This is a genomic window from Microbacterium sp. ZW T2_14, from assembly GCF_044987405.1.
Taxonomy (GTDB): domain Bacteria; phylum Actinomycetota; class Actinomycetes; order Actinomycetales; family Microbacteriaceae; genus Microbacterium.
The window spans coordinates 39,128-60,683 of the sequence record NZ_JBJDRK010000005.1; the positions used below are offsets into that span (position 1 = coordinate 39,128).

Genomic DNA, 21,556 nt, shown 5'->3' on the forward strand with positions numbered 1-21,556 from the left:
GTCAGCGCCAGTCGTGCTCGGCGACGAAGCCGAGTCGCTCGCGGATCTTGCGCGTCGACATGAGCGACTCGAATTCGCCGAGATCGTCGGCGATGGGAGTGCCCGGGAACCAGCGCACCGCGACCTCGCGGGAGGGCTGCGCGTTGCCCGAGGTGGGAGCGGCCACGTTGTACACCTCGAAGCCCGGCTGCGCCGCCGCGAGCGCCAGCGCCACCGCCAGCGCGCCGTCGCGTGCGTCGATCCAGGAGCCGACGAGGTCGCGCCGGTAGTCCGGCTCGGCGGCGCGCTCGAAGGTCGCGTACTCGTCCGCGGCCACCACGTTGGTGAATCGCAATGCGGTGATCGAGGTCTCGGGGTGCCACCGCACGAGCTGGGCGGCGATCGCCTCCTCGGCGACCTTGCCGAGCCCGTAGGTGTTGTTCGCGCTGGTGTACGCCTCGTCGACGGGGAGCGACGGCGGAGCCTCCTCGAAGGGGAAGCCCATCGCGGTGATGCTCGACGCGAGGACGATCGTGCGGATGCCGGCCCGATGCGCGGCGAACAGCGCGTTGAAGGAGACCGTCATGTTGTTGTGGAAGGTCGCGGCATCCGGCACCAGCCCGTTCACGGGGATCGCTGCGAGGTGCACGAGGGCGTCGAGCCCGTCGTGGCGCGCCGTCACCGAGAGGCACGCGTCGAGCGTCTGCCCGAAATCGGTGAGGTCGACGCGGGTGAAGCCCGGTCCTGGCGTTCCCGCGAGGTCGAACCCGATCACGTCGTGCCCGTCGGCGCGCAGCCGCTCGACCGTCGCCCGTCCGAGCTTGCCTCCGCTGCCGGTGATGCCGATCCGCATCTCGTACCTCTCCGTACTGTGATCCATCGTTCGACTTGAAACGTTTCGAACTGAGTGACACACTCACTGTACACATCAAACCGAAACGTTTCAGTTTCTGCTCGCCGCCGAGCTTCGACGGCGAGCGCACGCAGAGAGGCCACCGATGTCCGTCATCGTCGACGCACCCCGCATCGAGCACCACCGCGAACCCCTGGGGATCGGCGAGCGGATGCCGCGCCTCTCGTGGCGCGTCGCCTCGGCGCCGTCCGGCTGGCGGCAGACCGCGTACTCCGTCGAGCTCGATCGCGCCGGCGATGTCACCAGCTACGTGGTCGACTCCCCTGAGCAGGTGCTCGTGGACTGGCCCGCCGAACCGCTGCAGTCGCGCGAGATCGTCACGGTGCGCATCGCGGTGCGGGGTGCGGACGGCGCGTGGTCCGCGGCATCCGTCCCCACCGTCCTGGAAGCCGGGCTGCTCGAGCCCGGCGACTGGGTCGCACGGCCGATCGGAGCGACGCGCAACGAGAACCCGCACTCCGACGAACGGCGGCCCTCCCTCGTGCGCCGCACGTTCGAGGTGCGCCACGACGTCGTGCGGGCCCGCCTCTACGCGACCGCACACGGGGTCTACGAGGCCGAGCTCAACGGCGAGCGGGTCGGGGACGACACGCTCTCGCCCGGCTGGACCGTGTACGGCACGCGCCTGCGCTACTACACCTACGACGTCACCGACCTGGTGCACCCCGGGGCCAACGCACTCGGCGCGTGGCTGGGCGACGGCTGGTACCGGGGGCGGCTCGGCTGGCGCGGAGGCTTCCGCAATGTCTACGGCTACGATCAGTCGTTCCTCGGCCAGCTCGAACTGACGTACGCCGACGGCAGCCGCGAGGTCGTGGCGACCGACGTCTCGTGGCGCTCGGCGCCGAGCCCGATCATCGCCGGCGGTCTGTACGACGGCGAGGACTACGACGCGCGCGAGGAGCAGCCGGGCTGGTCCACGGCCGACTTCGACGGCTCCGGCTGGGACGGCGTGCAGGAGCGCCACCGCGACCCGGCCACGCTCGTCGCCCCGACCGCGCCGCCGGTGCGCGCGACCGAGGAGCTCCGGCCGATCCAGGTGCTCACCGGCCCCAGCGGCTCGCGCATCCTTGACTTCGGCCAGAACCTCGTCGGCCGCGTACGCATCCGGGTCTCGGGTGACGCCGGCGCCACCGTGACGCTGCGCACTGCCGAGGTCATGCAGGACGGCGAGATCTACACGCGACCGCTCCGCGCCGCACGCTCGACCGACAACTACACGCTCGCCGGCCGCGACGTCGAGGAGTGGGAGCCGCGGTTCACCTTCCACGGCTTCCGCTACGTGGAGGTGACGGGCTGGCCCGGCGACCTCGATGCCGATGCGGCCGCCGGCGCACTCGTGGCCAGGGTGTACCACACGGACCTCGAGCGCACCGGATGGTTCGAGTCGTCCGACCCCGCCCTCAACCGCCTGCACGAGAACGTCGTGTGGGGCATGCGCGGCAACTTCGTCGACATCCCCACCGACTGCCCGCAGCGCGACGAGCGCATCGGCTGGACCGGCGACATCCAGGTCTTCGGCCCGACGGCCGCCACCCTCTTCGACGTCTCGGGCATGCTCTCGGGCTGGTTGCGCGACGTCGCCATCGAGCAGCTCCCCGACGGCACGGTGCCCTGGTACGTGCCGGTGATCCCGGCTGTCGACAAGTGGACCCCGATGCGTCCCGGCGCCGCGTGGGGCGACGTCGCCACCCTGCTGCCGTGGACGCTGTACGAGCGCTTCGGCGACGCCGGTGTGCTGCGCGCGCAGTTCGACAGCGCCCGCCGCTGGGTGGACCTGCTCGAGCGCCTCTCCGGCTCGTCGCGGCTGTGGGACACCGGCTTCCAGCTCGGCGACTGGCTCGACCCGGCCGCCCCGCCGGACGACCCTGCCGACGCGCTCACCAACCGCTACCTCGTCGCGACGGCCTACTTCGCGAAGTCGGCTCGTACCGTCGCGCGCATGGCGGAGGTGCTGGGCCTCGGCGACGAGCAGGCGCACTACGACGCGCTCGCCGACGAGATCGTGGCCGCCTTCGAGGGCGCGTACGTGAACGACGACGGCACCATGACCAGCGACGCGCAGACCGCGTACGCCCTCGGTCTGCGGTTCGACCTCATCACCGATCCACAGAAACGGGATGCCGCGGCCGCACGTCTCGCCGACCTCGTGCGCGCGGCGGGCAACCGCATCGCCACCGGCTTCGTGGGAACTCCGCTGGTTTCCGACGCGCTGAGCGCGGGTGGCCACGTCTCGACCGCGTACGACCTGATCCTCGAGCGGGAGTGCCCGTCGTGGCTCTACCAGGTGGAGCAGGGGGCCACCACGATCTGGGAGCGGTGGGACTCGCTCCTCCCCGACGGCACGGTCAACCCCGGCCAGATGACGTCCTTCAACCACTACGCGCTGGGCGCCGTCGCCGACTGGATGCACCGCGTCATCGGCGGTCTCGCCCCCGACGCCCCCGGCTACCGGCGCATCCGGTTCGCCCCGCGCCCCGGCGGCGGGCTCACCTCCGCTTCGGCCCGCCAGCTCACCGCGTACGGCGAGGCGGCGATCTCCTGGCGCATCGCCGACGCGCGGCTGCACGTCGAGGTGACTGTGCCCGTCGGGGCCGAGGCCGTCCTCGACCTGGACGGCGCCGAGGAGGAGACCCTCGGCGCCGGCACCCACTCGCGCGCGGTGCCCGTGGTCGCCTGACGAGACGGGGGCGCCTCCGCCGGTCTCACGCCGCCGCGGCGGGGCTCCGCCGAAGCGCGGACAGCCCCAGCCACGCGGCGGCCGGGGTGGCGACGAGCGTCACCGCGAGCAGCAGCGGGTCGATCACGGCCTCGTTCGCGAGCAGAAGCAGCGTGGGTCCCTGCACCGCGGCGGTGCAGCATCCGATCCATCCCGCCGCCCAGCGCCCACGAGGCGTCGAGCTGCCCCGCCACAGCAGCGCCACGCCGCCGACCACGGTGAGGATTCCGACGATGACGAGCACCGTTCGCTGGGCGATCGACTCCCATCCCGCCAGTCCGGCCGAGGGCGGCGCGAACGCCCACGCGACCGTCGTCGCCGCGAACATGCCGAGCGCCGCCGCGGGAAGTGCGCGACCCCAGCCCGTGCGCGGCGGGACGGGACCGGCGTCCAGCACCGCGCTCCAGCGGCGCTGGGCATAGTCGGCGAACAGGATCGCCAGTGCGATGCCGTACACGGCGAAGCCGCCGTAGACGACGAGGAAGACGCCCGGGAGGAGATCGCCCTCCCCGCCGGACGACACATCGCCGCGGATGACGGCCTGAAGGAGCGCCCCGAGCGGCAGGCCCAGCGCGATGGGTGCGAGGGCCCCGGTGGCCACGGCCGCGGGAAGGACGACGGTCCACCAGGGCAGCCGCCGTCCCCAGCGGCTCACCAGGGCGAGGACGACCGCGATGCCGCAGACCGCGAGTCCGACGGTGATGACGTTCCCGATCTGCATGCGGGCGTCGCCCATGTGCGACGCGGCCCCCGGCACCATGCCGACTCGGCTGCCAGCGAGCCAGAGCACCTTCAGCACCAGATACGGCGCGAGCGCCAGCACCGCCGCGACCACGACGAAGCGGCGGACCGTGCCGGGGAGCAGTCCGTTGCGGCCGAGGTCGCGAACCGTCATCTTTCCGTGCCTCCCGTGCGCGCCCCTGCGGGCAGTCGGAGAGCCCAGTCTCTCAGACGGACGACCGCGGGCACTGGCGCGGACGACGCAGACTGAATATCCTTTCGTTAGCGAATCCGAATACACTTCGGGTCGCCGCGATCGGAGAAGCCGTGCCCTTGACCCCCTACACCCGGCCCGCAGACGGCCAGGTGCGCCTGCTCACCAAGGTCGCGCGCATGTACCACGAGCGCGGCGTGCGCCAGGCCGACATCGCGGCCGCGCTCAATATCTCACAGGCGAAGGTCTCGCGTCTGCTCAAGCGCGCGGAATCCGTCGGCATCGTGCGGACGATCGTCACCGTGGCCCCAGGCGTCTACGCCGAGCTCGAAGAGCAGCTCGAGGAGAAGTACGGGCTCGCGGAGGCCGTCGTGGTCGACGTCGACTCGGACGCCGACGAGGGCGAGCTGCTCGCCTCGCTCGGAGCCGGGGCCGCCGCCTACCTCGAGGCGACCCTCTCGGGGAGCGACCGGATCGGCGTCTCGTCGTGGAGCCAGACGATCCTCGCGATGGTCGACCGCATGCGCCCCTTCACCGTCCGGGGAGCGACGGAGGTCGTGCAGCTGCTCGGCGGCGTCGGCGCCCCCGAGGCGCAGAGCCACTCCAACCGCATCCTCGGCGAGCTCGCCCGCACGCTCGGCGCCGAGCCGGTCTATGTGCAGGCACCCGGCGTCGTCGGCGACCCGGCGATCCGCGACAGCCTGCTGCAGGATCCCTCGATGCAGGAGGTCGCGCGCCACTGGAACGAGCTCACCATGGCGATCATGGGCATCGGCAGCATCGAGCCGTCCGACGTGCTGGCCACCAGCGGCAACGCGTTCGCCGCCGAGGAGCGCCGCGACCTGCTCGACCAGGGCGCCGTCGGTGACATCTGCCACCGCATCTTCCGCGCCGACGGCTCGCTCGTGCGCGGCGCCGTCGACGACCGCATCATCGCGATCACCGTCGAGAACCTGCGCCGCATTCCGCGCCGCGTCGGCATCGCCGGCGGAGACCGCAAGCTCGAGGCGATCCACGGCGCCCTCGCGGGCGACTGGGTCACCACGCTGGTGACCGACCTGCGCTCGGCCGAGGCCCTCGCCGCCCGCTGACCTCACGCCCGGAGGCCGGGCCACGCGGGACCCCCGCTCCTCAATTGAGGTCGAGGGCCGAGATGCGGAGGATCGCCGGCCGGGGCATCCTCATCTCAGCCCGTTTCCTCAATTGAGGACAGCAGACCAACCGGCCACGCGGCACCGCGCGCCACCGCACGCTCGTGGAATCGCGGCCGGGGTCAGTCCCTTGCCAGGGACCTCGCCAGCGACTCGGCCAGGCGCTCCACGCCGAGGCGCGGGCTGGTCAGCACGGGAACACTGACCGAGACGGTCTCAGCGGCCGTCGCCATGGACGCCTGAGCGAGCACCACGACGTCCGCCTCGGCGGCGCCCCGCTCGATGGCGGCGGCGACCAGCCGGTCGTGCGTGGCGCGGTCGCCGCTCGACACTGCCGCGAAAGCCCCCTCGATGACCTCGCTCGTGAACTCCGGCTCCACACCGGCCAGCGCAGCCCGCTCCTCGAGGAGCCGCAGCGTCGGGCCGCAGGTGGTGGACAGGGTGGCCAGGACGCGCACCCGACGTCCGGCCCGCACCGCGGCATCCGCCATCGCCTCGTCGACGCGCAGCACCGGCACCCCCGCGGCCGCAGCGGCGGGCGCGGCGAGCTCCGAGATCGACGAGCACGTGAACATGACGGCATCCGCTCCCCCGGCGGCAGCCGCGCGAACGAGGTCGTCGATGCGCGCGGGCACGGAGGCAGCCCGGTCGTCGTCGCCGAGGTCGGCGACGATGCGGTCGTCGAGGTAGTTCACGATCGTCGCGTCCGGCAGGAACTCGGTCGCCAGCGCACCGAACGGGGCGATGTTGACGGCTCCGGTGTGCAGGAACGCGATGCGGGGTGCGGACGAGGTCATGCGAACAAGCCTTCCAGCTTCTCAGCCCTTGAGGGCGCCGCCGGCCATGCCGGCCATGATCTTCTTGTTGAGCGTCAGGAACAGGATGAGCAGCACCACGATGTTGATGCTCACGGCGGCGAAGAGGGGCCCGTACTGGGTCGACCCGTACTCGTCGCTCAGACTCAGCAGGCCGACCTGGATGGTCGCGAGGTCGGGCCGCGTCGTGAAGGTCAGCGCGATCAGCAGGTCGTTCCACACGCTGAAGAACTGCACCAGCGCGATCGTGATGATCGAGTTCTTCATCATCGGGATGCCGATCACGAAGAACGACCGGAGCGGCCCCGAGCCGTCGACGGTCGCGGCTTCGAAGATCTCACGCGGCACCGACCGGAAGTACGTGGCCATCAGGAACGTCGTCAGCGGCAGACCCATGACGGTGTACGTGATGATCAGCGGCCACAGCGTGTCGGTGATGCCGATGCGGAAGTACGTGATGAACAGCGGGACGAGGATCATCTGGCCGGGCACCATGATGCCGGCGAGGATGTAGAGGAGGACGCCGTTGCGACCCCTCCAGATCATCACTTCCAGCGCGTAGCCGGCGGCGACGCCGATGAAGACGATGAGCAGCACCGACGGGATCGTCACCATCACGCTGTTCAGCCAGTTGCGCGCCACGTTGCCGTTCGTCAGCGCGGTGACGTAGTTGTCGAAGTTCCAGGTCTCGGGCAGCGACAGCGCCGGGTTGGAGAGGAACTCGGACTGCGTCTTGAACGAGCCGAGCACCATCCACACCTGCGGATACAGCACGACGACCATGAGGACCGCGACGAGGATCCACACCGGCAGGCGGCGCAGCGCCTTCACGACACCGCGCCGGGCGCGGCTGGGACGGGGCTTGCGGACCGTGGGGGTGGCCACCGTGTAGGCGGTCTCTGTCTGGGTCAGTGTCATTGTCAGACCTCCGCCTTGCGGCGCGACGATCGGAAGATCGCGAGAGTGAACACGAGGCAGAGCGCGGTGAGGATCACGGCGATGGTGGAGCCGTAGCCGTACTCGGCGTACTCGAACGCGGTGCGGTACATGTAGAGCGTCATCGGCGCGGTCGAGGTGCCCGGCCCGCCGCCGTTGAGGGCGAGCAGGCTGTCGAAGACCTTGAGTGTGGCGTTGAGGCTGAAGATGATCGACGACAGCAGGATGGGCAGCGACAGCGGCACCACGATGTGGCGGACGAGCTTGAAGCCGTTGGCCCCGTCGAGACGGGCCGACTCGATGACCTCTTCGGGGATGTCGAGAAGGCCGGCGTAGAGGAGCACGGCGTAGAAGCCCATCGAGCTCCACAGCGTCATGGCGATGGCCGTGGTCATCGTGCCGACGGTCGACGCCAGCACCTCGACGCTGTCGCCGCCGAAGAAGTTGATGATGTCGTTGATCGGGCCCTGGTTGTCGCCGACCGCCACGAAGCTGCGGAACAGCATGGCCACGGCCACCGTGGGGAGCACCGTCGGGAAGAAGACGAGCGTCCGCACCAGGGTGGAGCCCTTGCGGAGAACGAAGACGTAGAGGAGGGCCAGCCCATAGCCCAGCGCGACCTGGAGGGCCGTGGCCACGATGGCGAAGAAGACGCTCACCCACATCGACTGGAGAGCGGCCGGGTCGGTGAAGAAGGTGGTGAAGTTCTGAAGCCCGACCCAGTCGAAGCCGCGGAGCGAGTTGCCCTCGAAGAACGAGAGGCCGAGGGACCAGCCCACCGGCACGACCTTCAGAAGGGTGTACAGCACGAGGGCCGGTGCCAGCAGGATGAAGATCGTCTTCCGATCTCCGAAGATCGAGTTCATCTGCGAACTGCTTTCTGTCGTGAGCCGGCTCCCCGAGCGTGAGCCCGGGGAGCCGGTGAGGGGTCTCAGCCGTTGGCGTCGATGCTCGCCTGCAGCTGGGCCATGTAGTCCTCGGCCGTCATCTGCCCCGTGGTGAGCAGCGTCACGTTGGTCGACGCCAGCGAGTTGCTCTTCGAGTCCATCAGGGCTTCGAACCACAGTACGGTCTCGTCGATCCCGGCGATCCGCTCCTGGATCTCGGCGGTGTTCTCCGAGATGTCGGTGACGTCGCCGTTGACCTTGAAGCCCGAGATGACGCCGGCATCCTGCAGAGCCTGCTGGCCGTAGTTCTCGGCGATGCAGCTCACCCAGTCGACGACCTTCGGGCCGAACTGCTCGGCGTTGATGATCATCGGGGCACCCGCGTTCGCTGCGTACTGGTCGATCGAGCCCTTACCGCCGTCGACCTCGGGGAACGGCATGAAGCCGACGTTCTCGCCGCCGATCTCGTTGCGCTCGGGGTCGTTGATCGCGCTCAGCAGCCACGATCCGTCGTAGGTCATCGCGGCCTGGCCGGTGAGGAACATGTTCGACGAGGTGTCGCCGTCGCGGGTCGAGAAGCCCTCGCCGAAGTAGCCGGCCTCCGCGAAGTCCGCGAGCGCCTGCGCGCCGGCGACGTACTCCGGGTCGGTGAGCTTGGCGTCGCCGTCGCGGACGGCGGCCATCGCGTCGGGTCCGACGTTGCGGAAGATGTACATGCCCATGATGCGGGTGAGCGGCCAGCCGTTGGCGCCGGCCTCGGTCATCGGCACGACGCCCGCGTCGGCGAGCGTGTCGGCCGCGTCGACGAGGTCGTCCCACGTCTGCGGCTCGTCGATGCCGTTGTCGGCGAGGATCTCCTTGTTGTAGAAGATCCCCTCGATGTTGTACTGGTACGGCATCGAGTACATGCCGCCGTAGACCTGCTCGACAGTGGATGCCGCGGCGGGCAGCACGTTGTCCCAGGTGCCGGCGTCTTCAAGGGCTGCCTTGAGGTCGCCCACGAGACCGGCGGCGTTGAGGTCGCCATCGGGACGGATGAGGGCGGTGCCCGCGATCGAGTGGGTCGGCAGCGCTCCCTGACTGGCGAGCAGCGTGACCTTCTGGACGGTGTCGGCCTGTGCGACCTTCTGGTGCTCGAGCGGCAGTGCCTTGTTCTCGGCCTTGCAGGCGCCCTCGGACAGTGCGGTGAGCTGCTCCTCGAGCACGGGGTTCTCATTCGCCGTCATCACGGTGAACGTGTCGGGATCGGTGCCTCCGGCGCCGGCGCCGCCGTCAGAGGAACCACCGTCGTTGCCGGTGCTGCCGCCGGCGCAGGCTGCCAGCGGCAGCACGGCGGCGAGTGCGATCCCCAGCGCCGCGATGCGGCGACGGTTGCTGCGTGTGTTCATAGCGTCCTCCTTGACGACGACCATGCGGGTGAAAGGTACGAGCACGACAGTAGGCACGATTTCGATGTGTGTCAACAGTCAGTACTGAAATTCTATTCACTTTGACACGATTCAAGGGTTAGACTGCATTTCCATGCAGCATTGCGAGAACTTTCAACCCTGCCTACTCTGACCTGCACCGCACCCGGCTTGCCGCGACGCCGCAGCGAGCACGAGACTGAACGCCACTCGGAAGGAACAGCCATGACCGCCACCACCGCGACCCGGGCGCACGCCCGGCTGCGACCCCTCGGCGCCGACAGTGCGCGCTGGGCGAGCGGCTTCTGGGGTGACATCCACGATCGCACGCGCGATGTGACGATCCCGCAGATCTGGTCCTCGCTGAGCGACCCCGCCATCAGCGCAGGCCTCACCAACTTCCGCATCGCAGCCGGCCTCGAGAGCGGCGAGCACGCCGGCCCGCCGTTCATGGACGGCGACTTCTACAAGTGGCTCGAGGCGGCCATCGCCCGCCTCGAGACCGATCCGGACCCCGCGCTCGCCGCCCGCATCGAGCAGATCGCCCAGCTGATCGCCTCGGTGCAGCGCGACGACGGGTACCTCCACACGCCGACGATCATCGCGAGTCGCCACCATGAGGACGCGATCGCGCTCGCCGACCGCTTCAACTTCGAGACCTACAACCTCGGCCATCTCATCACCGCCGGCGTGCGCCACTACGAGGTGACCGGGTCGACGACGCTGCTCGATGCCGCGCGCAAGGCCGCCGGCTTCCTCGAGGACCTCGCGACCAACAAGCCGCTGGAGCTCGCCCGCAGCGCCATCTGCCCGTCCCACTACATGGCCGTCATCGACCTCTATCGCGCGACCGGTGACGAGCAGTACCTGCGCCTGTCCGAGGCGTTCATCCGGGTGCGCGACGACTTCGAGGGCGGCGACGACAACCAGGACCGCCTCCCGGTGCGGGAGCAGACCGTTGTCGCGGGCCACGCGGTGCGGGCGAACTACCTCTACGCGGGTCTCGCCGACCTCATCGCCGAGAACGGCGACCACGAGCTCGAGGCGGTGCTCGAGCGGCTCTGGCACGACGTCGTCGACACCAAGCTCTACATCACCGGCGGGGCGGGAGCGCTCTACGATGGCGCGTCGCCCGCCGGCTCGCCGTGGCAGGACCAGATCAGCCGCGTGCATCAGGCCTACGGCCGCTCGTACCAGCTCCCGCACACCACCGCGCACAACGAATCGTGCGCGAACATCGGGCTCATCCTGTGGGGCGAGCGGATGCTGTCGCTCACGGGTGACGCGAAGTACGCCGACGTCATCGAGCAGGTGGCCTTCAACAGCCTGCTCGCGAGCATCAGCCTCGCGGGCTCGGAGTACTTCTACACGAACCCGCTCCGCCAGGTGCGGGACCTTCCCTACCCGCTCCGCCGCCCGGGCGATACGGCTCTCCACCCGACGCCACCGCCTCCGCCTTCCGACGAGCGACTGCGCGAGCCGTACCTCAGCTGCTTCTGCTGCCCGCCGAACATCGCGCGCACCCTGGCCCGCTTCCACGAGCGCGCGGCATCCGTCGGCGAGGGGGGACTGTACGTCCACCTGTACGGCGGGAGTGCCCTCGACGTCGCGACGGAGGACGGCGGCCGGCTCGCCCTGCGCGAGGACAGCGACTATCCCTGGAGCGAGCGGATCGCCTTCACCGTCACGGACGCTTCGTCTCGTTCCTCGCTCAGCGCAAGTGCCGCGGGCCGCGCCATCCCGTTGCAGCTGCGGATCCCGGGCTGGTCGTCGGGGGCCACGCTCACCGTCAACGGCGAGCCGGTGGCGGTGAGCGAGCCGGGCTCGTACGCGCGCATCGAGCGCGAATGGCAGCAGGGCGACCTCATCGAGCTGACGCTGCCGATGCCCGCCCGGGTGCTCCGCGCCCACCGCCTGGCCGAGGAGGCCACCAACCAGGTCGCGGTGCGCCGCGGACCCGTCGTCTACTGCGTGGAGAGCGCCGACCTGCCCGACGGCGTCGTGCTCGAGCAGGTCGCCCTCCGCCGCGGCGCGCGCTTCACGCCGACCGACGCCGAGATCGCCGGCCACCGCGTCGTCGCCCTCGAGACCGAGGCGGTCGTCCTGCCCGGCACCGCCGAGACGGCGTTGTACGACGACGTCGCCGACGCCGATCTCGCCCCCGCGCCCGTGCGGCTCGTCCCCTACTTCGCGTGGGGCAACCGCGGCGCCGGCGAGATGTCGGTCTGGCTCCCCCTGGTCTGGTGACGCGCATGTCTGTTCAGCACGTCACCGCGACCTACGTCATCGAGACCTCCCTGCCGCTGCAGCATGCGGCAGAGGTGCTCGCCGGGGAGCAGTCCACCGGCACCTTCGTGCGGGTGGAGCGCGAATCCGACGACCTGCGTGCGCGGTTCGCCGCGCAGGTCGACTCCCTCGACGAGCTTCCGCTCACTGGCGCGTCGCCCCTCCCCGGATCGGTCGGCGATCCCGCGCTCCGGCGCCGCGCGCGGCTGCGGCTGCGGTTCCCGCTCGACAACTTCGGGCCGTCGCTGCCGAACCTCCTGGCAGCGGTCGCCGGCAACCTGTTCGAGATCAAAGAGCTGTCGGCCATCCGTCTCATCGACCTCGAGCTGCCGCCGGCGTTCGCCGAGCGCTACGCCGGTCCGGCGTTCGGCGTCGAGGGCACACGACGGCTGGTGGGCCGGCCCGACGGCGCGATGATCGGCACGATCGTCAAGCCGAGCATCGGGCTCTCGCCGACCGAGCTCGCCGAGGTGGTGTCGGAGCTCGCCGAGGCCGGCATCGACTTCATCAAGGACGACGAGCTGCAGGGCAACGGGCCGTCGGCCCCTCTCGCGGAGCGCGTGCGCGCCGTGATGCCCGTGCTCGAGCGCTACGCCGACCGCACCGGCCGCAAGCCCATGTACGCGTTCAACATCACCGACGACATCGGGCGCCTCGAGGCGAACCACGACCTCGTCGTCGGCGCGGGCGGCACCTGCGTGATGGCGTGCGTGAACTTGATCGGCCTGCCGGGGCTGGAGTTCCTCCGGCGCCACAGCGAGGTGCCGATCCACGGTCATCGCGCCATGTTCGGCTCGTTCGGCCGCTCGGAGCAGGTGGGCATAGGGTTCCGTGCGTGGCAGAAGCTCGCGCGGCTCGCCGGCGCCGACCACCTGCACACGAACGGCATCAGCAACAAGTTCTACGAGACGGACGACCAGGTGCTCGACTCCATCGCGGCCGTGCGCGAGCCGCTCCTCGGCCTCACGCCGACGCTTCCGGTGCTGTCGTCGGGACAATGGGGCGGCCTCGCGCACGCCACGTACGCCGCGGTGGGCACTACCGACCTGCTCGTCCTCGCCGGCGGCGGCATCCACGGGCATCCCGACGGTGCGGCCGCCGGGGTGGCCAGCATGCGCGAGGCGTGGGCTTCGGCCGCGCGTGGCGAGTCCGCGGACCACGCGTTCGAGAACTCCCCCGCGCTGCGCCGGGCGGCGGAGCTGTTCGGCCCGGTCCGTGTCTAGGGCCCGCGTCGCCTTCTACGGCGACGACTTCACCGGCAGCGTCGACGCGCTGCTGCAGTTCGCCCGGCGCGGCTGGACGGGGCGCCTCTTCACGGGACTTCCGGATGCCGCCACCCTGCGCCGCGCCGCGGACGAGGTCGATGTGATCGGCGTGGCCGGGATCTCGCGATCCCTCGCGCCGGCCGAGATGGACGACGAACTGCGCCCCGTGTTCGCCGCCTTCGCCGACCTCGAGCCGGACCTCGTGCAGTACAAGGCGTGCTCGACAGCGGACTCCGCACCGCAGGTCGGCAGCCTCGGCCGCGTCGTCGAGCTCTCCCGCGAGGTCTTCGGCGACCGCGCCGTGCCGATGCTCTTCGCCCAGCCGGACTTCGGCCGCTACACCCTCTTCGGCCAGCACTTCGCCGCCGAGCGGGGCACCGTGTACCGGCTCGACCGCCAGCCGACCATGTCGCAACACCCCTCGACGCCGATGACCGAGGCCGACCTCGCCGTGCATATCGGCCGCCAGACGGAGCTTCCGATCGGGTCGGTGCCGCTCGTCGGGTTCGACGACCTCGCGGCGCGACTTCAGGACGCGACGGAAGCCGGTCTCGTGCTCGACGCCCTCACCGACGAGCACCTCGTCACGATCGGCCAGGCGCTCGGTTCCCTGCCGACCCCGGTGTTCGCGATCGGCTCCGGCGGGCTCTCCCATGGCGTCGCCGCCGCGGCGCCGGGCGAGGCACCGTCGTTGCCCGCCTCGACCGCGGCTCACGGTCCGGTGCTCGTCGTGTCGGGCAGCCGCTCCGCGCAGACCCGCCGGCAGGCGGATGCCGCGGCCGCCGCGGGCTGGCTGGTCCGGCCCCTGCCGCTGGACGAGTCCGTGCCGGCGGCTGTGACCGCCGAGGTCGACGGGGCGCTGCGCGCCGGGCGCGGGGTCGTCCTGACCTCCGACGACGCCGACACCGCGACGGCGGGCGCGCGGCCGGTGCTGGAGGCGATCGCCGAGGCCGCGGCATCCGTCATCTCCACCGTCGCCCGCGGCGGCGCGGCACGGCGGGTGATCGTGGCCGGCGGCGACACGTCCAGCCGCGTGACCCGGCTGCTCGGGGTCGAGTCGCTGTCGATCGCCGCGAACCCGTGGGGCAACGTCGTCCTGCTGCGCGCCCATGCCCACGACCCCTCGATCGACGGGCTGGAACTGCTGCTCAAGGGCGGGCAGGTCGGGTCGGACTCGCTCTTCCTCGACGTCGCCGCCCTCGAAGGCGACGCCCCGCGGTAGCTCGACCCGTCGCGAAATCACCGGCGGTCTGCGATGCTGTGTCCAACCGGACATTGGACGCCTCGTGAAGCCGTCACCAGTGGTTTCTTCGCAGAACACGGGGATGCCGCCGTACAGGCGGACACTCGCGGGGGTCGTCGGCGGCCTGGTGGGGCTCGTGGCGCTCAGCGCGATCGCCGGACTGCTGGTGATCGCACCTCTCGCCCCCCTCCTCGCCCTCTCCGGACACGCGGCGAGCGCTGCCGTCTCGTTGTTCGACGGCCTGCCGGGCTACCTGGCGATCGATCGCCTCATGCTGCCGACGACGATCTATGCGCGGGATCCCGCGACCGGACAGGACGTCGAGCTCACGTCGTTCTACGACCAGAATCGCGTTCCCATCGAGTTCGACCAGGTCGCGCCCGTCATGTACGACGCGATCCTGGCCTCCGAGGACCCGCGCTTCTACGAGCACGGCGGCGTCGACATCCTGGGCACGACGCGGGCTCTGATCCGCAACGCGCAGGGAAACGCGGTCCAGGGCGGCTCGTCGATCAGCCAGCAGTACGTCAAGAACGTGCTGGTGCAGCGATGCGAGCGCGACGCCGTCGCCACCGATGCCGAGTCGCGCGCCGACGTGCTGCGGGACTGCTGGCTCGGCGCCACCCAGGCGAGCGGTGTCGACGGCTACCAGCGCAAGCTGCAGGAGATCCGCTACGCCGTCCAGCTCGAGCAGCAGTACTCCAAGAACGACATCCTGCTGGGCTACCTGAACATCGCGAACTTCGGCGGCACGACCTACGGCATCGAGGCCGCCGCACGCTACTACTTCAGCACGACGGCGGCGGGGCTGACGCTGACCCAGGCGGCGACGCTTGCGGGCATCGTGCAGAACCCGAACACGTTCCGCATCGACCGACCGACGGGGTCCATCACCGGCGGGGACGGCGCCACGTACAACAAGGCCGCCGACGGCCTGATCGATGATGTGACGCCGGGCACGCTCGCGGCGCTGGATACGCTCCTCGCCGACGGCACGATCACCCCGGAGCAGTATCTGGCGGCCGGCGATGGCTACAGCGCGACTAAAGGTCGGCAGCTCTACGTACTGGACCGGATGCGGGAGGACGGGCGCATCACCGCGGACCAGTACGTCGCGGCGGCCATCGAGCCGATCGTTCCGACTCTGCAACCCGCGCATGTCGGATGCGTGGCCACGTCCGCGCCCTTCTTCTGTCAGTACGTGGTCAACACCGTGCGGCAGGATCCCGACTACGCGGCCGCGTTCGGCGAGACGCCGCAGCAGCGACAGCAGTCGTTGACCCGCGAGGGGCTGAACATCTACACGACACTGGACTGGCGGGTGCAGAACGCGTCGCAGGACGCGATGCGACGGTACGCGCCCGAGACGATGCCGGGGATGTACTTCGGATCGGCGTCGGTCAGCATCGAGGCCGCGACGGGCCGCATCCTGGCGATCAGCCAGAACAACCGATTCACCGAAGACCGGGACGTCTCCGCCGCCGACCCCGCCTACACCTCGCTGGTCTACGCGGGCGATCTTGTGCACGGCGTCTCGACCGGATTCGAGACCGGATCCACCTTCAAGCTGTTCACCCTCGTGGACTGGCTCGAGACGGGGCACACGCTCTCCGAGACCGTCAACGGCAGTCTGCGCGCCATCCCGCGCCTCCAGGACCGGTGCGAGGGCACCTGGATCAATCGCGAGAACCACGTCGTGCGCAACTTCGGCGGCGTTCCGGGCTACACGGGTACGCCCCTGCAGTTCACCGCGCAATCGCTGAACAGCGGTTTCCTGGGCATGGCCGAGAAGCTCGACCTGTGCGACATCGAGGACGTCGCCACCCGCATGGGCGTGACCCGCGGCGACGGCTCGCGGGTGGACGTCGACGGTGCGGCCGCGATCATCGGGACGAACAGCATCGCGCCGGTCGCCATGGCGTCGGCGTTCGCCACGGTCGCGAACAACGGCGTCCGCTGCGTGCCCCGCGTGATCGAGCGTGTGGTCAACGCGGATGGCATGGAGCTTCCGGTGCCGGGCGACCGGTGCTCACAGGTCATCAGCCCCGAGGTGGCGGCCGCGACCGCGTTCGCGCTGCAGGGCGTGATGGTCCCGGGCGGCACGGGCTCGGGCGGCAACCCGAACGACGGCACACCGATGATCGGCAAGACCGGCACCCACGAGCAGCTCCAGACCTGGCTGGTGGAGTCGAGCACCCGGGTGACGACAGCCGTGTGGGTGGGGAACGTCGATGGAAAGGCCGACGTCTTCCGCGCCTCGCACAACGGCCGCGTGCTGTCCACGATCCGTCTTCCGCTGGCGCGGGACATCCAGCTCACCGCCAACCAGCTCTACCCGGGTGGCTCGTTCCCGGCACCGCCCGCCGAGCTGGTGCGTCGACCCGCGGGACCGGCCCCCAGTCCCCCTCCGGACGACTGATCCGCCGTCACAGCGATTCGAGCCGCACACTCCAGGTCGTCCGCTCTCGAGGAACGCGGTACTGCTCCGGCAGCGCAGGACCCACGGATGCCGACCCGAGTCCCTGCTGGGCGTGATCGATGTTGAGCCACACCCGCCCCGAGTCGACCAGCTCATACGGCCGGGACGCACGGTCGAGATCGTGCGACGTCCACCGACGGGCGGTGAAGTCGAACAGCGGCCGACCCTCGACTCGCAGCGACGGGATGCCGCGCCCGGCGACCTCGAGCCAGCGCGTCTGCACGTGGTTGCCGTTCTCCTGGGGCACCGGGTACGGCACCTGAAGCTCGTCGATCGATCGTGCGAACCGCCCGACACGGGAGGCTTCGAACGAGTCGGCGTACGTCTCGCCCGGTCCTCGGCCGAACCAGCTGACGCGCTCTGCCGCACCCGGGAGCGCGAAGAGCAGGCCGAGTCGCGGCACCCAGATGTCACGGTGCAGGTACGGTGTGTCCGTCCACGGCCCGACGAAGTCGACGTCCACGTCGAGCACGAGCGCATCGCCGTCCGGCGTCCACGTCATCGTCCACTGCACCCCGTGCGGGTGCGATCGAGGTGCGGTCCGCCCCGTGACCCGTAGCCGCCCATCGCTCACGGAGACGTCGTCCACCCGATGCAGCAGCCGGTGGAGCATCGTCTTGCGCCATACCGCCGCGATGTTGTTGTGGTCACCCTGGCCGTGATCGTTCTCGGTCGGGGCACGGTAGAGATCCAGCGTGGGTCCGTCGATGTCGAGGTCGCCGAGCCGCACCAGGTGGCCGGTCGCGGCGTCGAACCGCCCCGCACCCAAGGAGAGCAGGCTGCCGTCGCCGGCACGCTCTCCCGCGGCATCCGTCTGGGGAGCGACGGAAGCAAAGGTTTCGCCGGTCGCCTGCGGCGACGCGCCGCTGCGCTGTGGCGACGAGCCGCTGCGCTGTGGCGCCGCGGCTTCCTCAGGCAGCGTCTCGCCTCCCTCTGACGACCCAGGGGCGCCCCTCCCCGGAACGACGCGCTGTCCCCAGGCGATCACATGACCCGCCGGAGCCCACAGGGCGTCGGCGGCGAGCGCGGCTTCGACCGTCAGCACGATGTCATCGGCTCCAGAAGCCTCGGCGTCGGCGATCGCCGCGGCCGCGGCATCCGGAATCTTCACGTGCATCGCCTCGCCGGCGGTCACGGCCGGCAGCGGCAGCGTCCCCCACGCGACGGCCTCGCCCACAGCCTCCACGGTCCAGCGGAACGCGAGATCGCTCGTGTCTACATAATGTCGATTGTTCATTATGTGCACCCGGCCGTCAGCGGCGATGTCGATCGACACGGGCTCGTGCGCCTTGGCCAGCTCCACCAGTCCCGGAGTCGGCGTGCGGTCGCTGAAGACCAGGCCGTGCAGGCTGAAGCGGCCGCCCTTGGGCTCGTACTCGACGTCGTCGCCGTGCATCACGAACGGCGCACCGTCGTCGGTCACGGCATGGAAGCCGTGGTCGATCCACTCCCACACGAACGCCCCGCAGAGCCGGTCGTGCGCATTGATGATGCGCCAGTAGTCCTGCAGCGAGCCGGGTCCGTTGCCCATGGCGTGCGCGTACTCGACGAGCAGGAACGGCAGCCCCCGGCGGCGCTCCTCGTCAGCCTCGGTGACGCCGTCGGGCAACGGAGCGACCGCGTCCGCATCGCCGAAGACCATGCCGTGCATGCTGAGCCGGCCGCCGCGCGGCTCCTCGCGCCGCCCGATCTGCGCGAGCAGCTCGAGCGACGGATACATGAGCGAGTAGAAGTCGGAGTCGCGATAGCTCGGGTCACGCTCGTACAGCACCGCTCGCGATGGATCGCGGTCATCGAGCCACCGCCGCATCTCGCTGAAGCCCTCGCCGGTCATGCTCTCGTTCGCCAGCGACCACACCACGACGCTCGGGCGGTTCTTGTCGCGCTCCACGGTCCGGCGCAGGCGGTCCATGATCGCCTCGCGCCACTCCGGCAGTGCGGGAGGATTGTGCGCCCAGCCTTCGTAGATGAACCCGTGCGTCTCGAGATCGACCTCGACCACCACCCACAGGCCGTATTCGTCGCACAGCCGCAGGAACTCGGGATGCGGCGGGTAGTGGCTCGTGCGCACGGCGTCGATGTTCGCCCGCTTCATCATCACGATGTCGCGGACCATCGTCTCGCGGTCGATCGTCCGCCCGGTGCCGGGGTGGTGCTCGTGCCGGTTCACGCCGCGGAACGTCACCGGGCGCCCGTTCACCGTGAACACCCCGTCGACGATCTCGACCCGACGGAACCCCACGGCCAGCTCGACCGCTTCACCGCTCGAGCGCAGCGTGCCTCGGTAGAGCCGCGGGGCGTCCGCACTCCACGGATCGACGGCGAGTGTCGCGGTCTCTCCGGCGGGCATACGGATGCCGAGCTCGGGGATCTCGACGACCGCCTCGGTCGAGGCATCCACCCGCAGCGTGCCGAGACCGGTCGCCGCGTCGTAGTCGGCGTGCACGAAGTGGTCGTCGATGGCGCCGGCCGGGCGCGAGAGCAGCTCGACATCGCGGAAGATGCCCGGCAGCCACCACATGTCCTGGTCTTCGAGGTAGGTGCCCGCCGACCATCGGTGCACACGCACGCACAGCACGTTGCGGCCAGGACGGACCGGCGCGTCGAACTCGAACGGCAGCCGGCTGCCCATCGACCAGCCGAGCTCCTCGCCGTTCAGCCAGACCTTGCCGCACGAGTCCACGCCCTGGAACCGCAGCACGGCCGGCCCGAAGTCGGCCGCGACGTCGAACACGAGGCGGTAGTCGCCCGTCGGATTCGCGCTGGACACCCGCGGCGGATCCAGCGGGATCGGATATGCGGTGTTTGTGTAGAGCGGTCCTTCGGCGGTGCCGAGCATGCGTCGCGCAGGACCACCGACGAGGGGCGTGAACTCCTGCAGCACCCAGTGCGACGGCACGGGCATGGCGTCCCACGCAGAGTCGTCGAACTCGTCGGCCAGGAAGGCGGACCCCGTCCCGGCGGCGGTAGGCGAAAGGCGGAAGCGCCAGGTCCCGTTGAGGCTCTGCACCGGAGCGTCACTGACGGCGTCGGCCCGCGGCATCCGTCTTCCAGATCCCGGCGAGGTGCTCTCCCAGTACCGCTGCTCCCCCGCGGCTGAGTCGAGTGACGGCGCGGTGGGCAACGTGTCGGGCGTATTCGTCTGCGTGTCCATGTGGGGCTGCATATCCATTCTCACTTGAATGCCATTGCAGTCTAAGCCGGAGCAGCGCCCTACCGCGAGCCATGTCCCCGCCTTCGGGGGTCACAACACGCGGTAGCGCCGTCGCCAAACCCGCAACACGCGACCCCCGAAACACGGCCACGCCCACTCAAGGGTCACGACACGCGGCGACGCCGTCGCCCAAGCCGCAACACTTGACCCCCGAACACGCGACGTCCGCCGCGCGGGCGATGCGCCCCGCGACCCCCGACCACGCGACGCGTGCGGCCGCGCGGCTCAGCCGGCGGTCGACTCCCGCACCACGAGTTCCGGCTGGAAGCGCACCGTGCGCTCGTGCCCGCCCTCGGGTTCCTCGAGGTCTTTGAGGAGCAGGTCGACCGCCGTGTAGCCGATCAGGTGCGCGGGCTGGCGAATGGAGCTCAACGGCACGACGGTCGCCGAGGCGAAGTCGATGTCGTCGTAGCCGATCAGGGCGATGTCGCGGGGCACCCGCACGTCGGACATCAGCGTGAACGCCTGCAGGGCGCCGACCGCGAGGAGGTCGTTGGCCGTGAACACGCCATCGGGCCGATCGGCTGCGGACCGGCCCCGCAGCAGTTCGCCGGCCTCGCGTCCCTGCAGCACCGAGAGCGCCGACATCTCGATGACCTCGAGCGTGGCACCGGGCACCTCCGCGACCGCCCGGCGTGCTCCTTCGAGACGGTCGGCGACCTGACGGAGCGAGCGCGGGCCGCCGATGAACGCGATGCGCCGGCGCCCCGTCGACAACAGATGCGACACGGCCAGATAGCCGCCCTCGACGTCGTCGACCGAGACGGATCCGAACGCCCGTTCCGCATCCTCGTGGTCGACGAGCACCACCGGCACCCCGCCGCTCTGCAGACGGGCGAGCCGTTCGAGATCGCCGTCGACGGGCGTGACGAGCACGCCGTTCACGCGCTGCTCGCGGAACAGCTCGATGTACGCATCCTCACGGTCGGACCGCTCGTCGCTGTTGCCGAGCAGCACGCTCATGCCCGACTCGGCGGCGCGGTCCTCCGCGCCGCGGGCGACTTCGGCGAAGAACGGGTTGCCGGCATCGAGCACGATGAGCGCGATGCTGCGGCTGCGTCCGGCGCGCAGCTGCCGGGCGGCGTCGTTGCGCACGAAGCCGAGGTCCTCGATCGCCTGCGTGACACGTTCGACGGTCGCCGGCGACACCTTCTCGGGGCGGTTGAGGACGTTCGACACCGTGCCGACCGAGACGGATGCCGCAGCCGCGACATCCCGCACACTCACCACCATGGCTTCCCCCAGACTTCCTGCTGCTGTCCGCGAGTGTAGGGCACGGGTGCGCAGCAGCGCCCGTGGGGCGAAGCCCCAGCGGCGCGACAGCGCCCC

Annotated in this window: 14 protein-coding genes; 6 read left to right on the forward strand and 8 right to left on the reverse strand. The window is 70.4% G+C overall.

What is annotated here, in order from left to right:
- Position 1: 1 nt before the first annotated feature.
- On the reverse strand, positions 2–859 hold the full coding sequence (locus ACI3KY_RS02965) for an NAD-dependent epimerase/dehydratase family protein (protein ID WP_404928711.1): 858 nt from the start codon (positions 857–859) through the stop codon (positions 2–4).
- A 118-nt stretch (positions 860–977) separates the two neighbouring features.
- On the opposite strand from ACI3KY_RS02965, the gene ACI3KY_RS02970 reads away from it, so the two are divergent.
- Positions 978–3,572, forward strand: a complete 2,595-nt coding sequence (locus ACI3KY_RS02970; RefSeq protein WP_404928712.1) for a family 78 glycoside hydrolase catalytic domain — start codon at positions 978–980, stop codon at positions 3,570–3,572.
- A gap of 25 nt (positions 3,573–3,597) precedes the next feature.
- Here ACI3KY_RS02970 and ACI3KY_RS02975 read toward each other — a convergent pair whose 3' ends face one another.
- Complete coding sequence (locus tag ACI3KY_RS02975) at positions 3,598–4,506, reverse strand: hypothetical protein (RefSeq protein WP_404928713.1); 909 nt, start codon at positions 4,504–4,506, stop codon at positions 3,598–3,600.
- A 152-nt stretch (positions 4,507–4,658) separates the two neighbouring features.
- On the opposite strand from ACI3KY_RS02975, the gene ACI3KY_RS02980 reads away from it, so the two are divergent.
- A complete protein-coding gene (locus tag ACI3KY_RS02980; RefSeq protein ID WP_404928714.1) occupies positions 4,659–5,636 on the forward strand; it encodes a sugar-binding transcriptional regulator in 978 nt (325 codons plus the stop codon).
- A 182-nt stretch (positions 5,637–5,818) separates the two neighbouring features.
- Here ACI3KY_RS02980 and ACI3KY_RS02985 read toward each other — a convergent pair whose 3' ends face one another.
- From ACI3KY_RS02985 to ACI3KY_RS03000, 4 genes are all read right to left on the reverse strand, one after another.
- Positions 5,819–6,493 (reverse strand): aspartate/glutamate racemase family protein, encoded by a 675-nt coding sequence (locus ACI3KY_RS02985; RefSeq protein WP_404928715.1) that lies wholly within the window; start codon positions 6,491–6,493, stop codon positions 5,819–5,821.
- Positions 6,494–6,514: 21 nt separating this feature from the next.
- Entirely contained in the window at positions 6,515–7,429 is a 915-nt protein-coding gene (locus ACI3KY_RS02990) for a carbohydrate ABC transporter permease (RefSeq protein WP_194412708.1), read from the reverse strand.
- Positions 7,430–7,431: 2 nt separating this feature from the next.
- Positions 7,432–8,313, reverse strand: coding sequence for a carbohydrate ABC transporter permease (locus tag ACI3KY_RS02995; protein WP_404928716.1), 882 nt, complete (start codon positions 8,311–8,313; stop codon positions 7,432–7,434).
- Between the two features lie 65 nt (positions 8,314–8,378).
- Positions 8,379–9,722 carry an ABC transporter substrate-binding protein gene (locus tag ACI3KY_RS03000; RefSeq protein WP_404928717.1) on the reverse strand — a complete coding sequence of 448 codons (1,344 nt, stop codon included), beginning with the start codon at positions 9,720–9,722 and terminating at the stop codon, positions 8,379–8,381.
- Positions 9,723–9,965: 243 nt separating this feature from the next.
- On the opposite strand from ACI3KY_RS03000, the gene ACI3KY_RS03005 reads away from it, so the two are divergent.
- The 4 genes from ACI3KY_RS03005 (at position 9,966) to ACI3KY_RS03020 (ending at position 16,953) form a co-directional block, all read left to right on the forward strand.
- Positions 9,966–11,987: a glycoside hydrolase family 127 protein gene (locus ACI3KY_RS03005; RefSeq protein WP_404928718.1), complete on the forward strand. Its 2,022-nt coding sequence runs from the start codon at positions 9,966–9,968 to the stop codon at positions 11,985–11,987.
- Positions 11,988–11,992: 5 nt separating this feature from the next.
- Positions 11,993–13,249 carry a RuBisCO large subunit C-terminal-like domain-containing protein gene (locus ACI3KY_RS03010; RefSeq protein ID WP_404928719.1) on the forward strand — a complete coding sequence of 419 codons (1,257 nt, stop codon included), beginning with the start codon at positions 11,993–11,995 and terminating at the stop codon, positions 13,247–13,249.
- Complete coding sequence (locus ACI3KY_RS03015) at positions 13,242–14,513, forward strand: four-carbon acid sugar kinase family protein (protein WP_404928720.1); 1,272 nt, start codon at positions 13,242–13,244, stop codon at positions 14,511–14,513. The genes ACI3KY_RS03010 and ACI3KY_RS03015 overlap by 8 nt, the downstream gene beginning before the upstream one ends.
- Before the next feature lie 79 nt (positions 14,514–14,592).
- Positions 14,593–16,953, forward strand: a complete 2,361-nt coding sequence (locus tag ACI3KY_RS03020) for a transglycosylase domain-containing protein (RefSeq protein ID WP_404928721.1) — start codon at positions 14,593–14,595, stop codon at positions 16,951–16,953.
- 7 nt (positions 16,954–16,960) lie between these two features.
- Here ACI3KY_RS03020 and ACI3KY_RS03025 read toward each other — a convergent pair whose 3' ends face one another.
- Both ACI3KY_RS03025 and ACI3KY_RS03030 read right to left on the reverse strand, forming a co-directional pair.
- A complete protein-coding gene (locus ACI3KY_RS03025; RefSeq protein WP_404928722.1) occupies positions 16,961–20,167 on the reverse strand; it encodes a glycoside hydrolase family 2 TIM barrel-domain containing protein in 3,207 nt (1,068 codons plus the stop codon).
- Between the two features lie 285 nt (positions 20,168–20,452).
- A complete protein-coding gene (locus ACI3KY_RS03030) occupies positions 20,453–21,460 on the reverse strand; it encodes a LacI family DNA-binding transcriptional regulator (RefSeq protein ID WP_404928723.1) in 1,008 nt (335 codons plus the stop codon).
- Between the last annotated feature and the right edge of the window lie 96 nt (positions 21,461–21,556).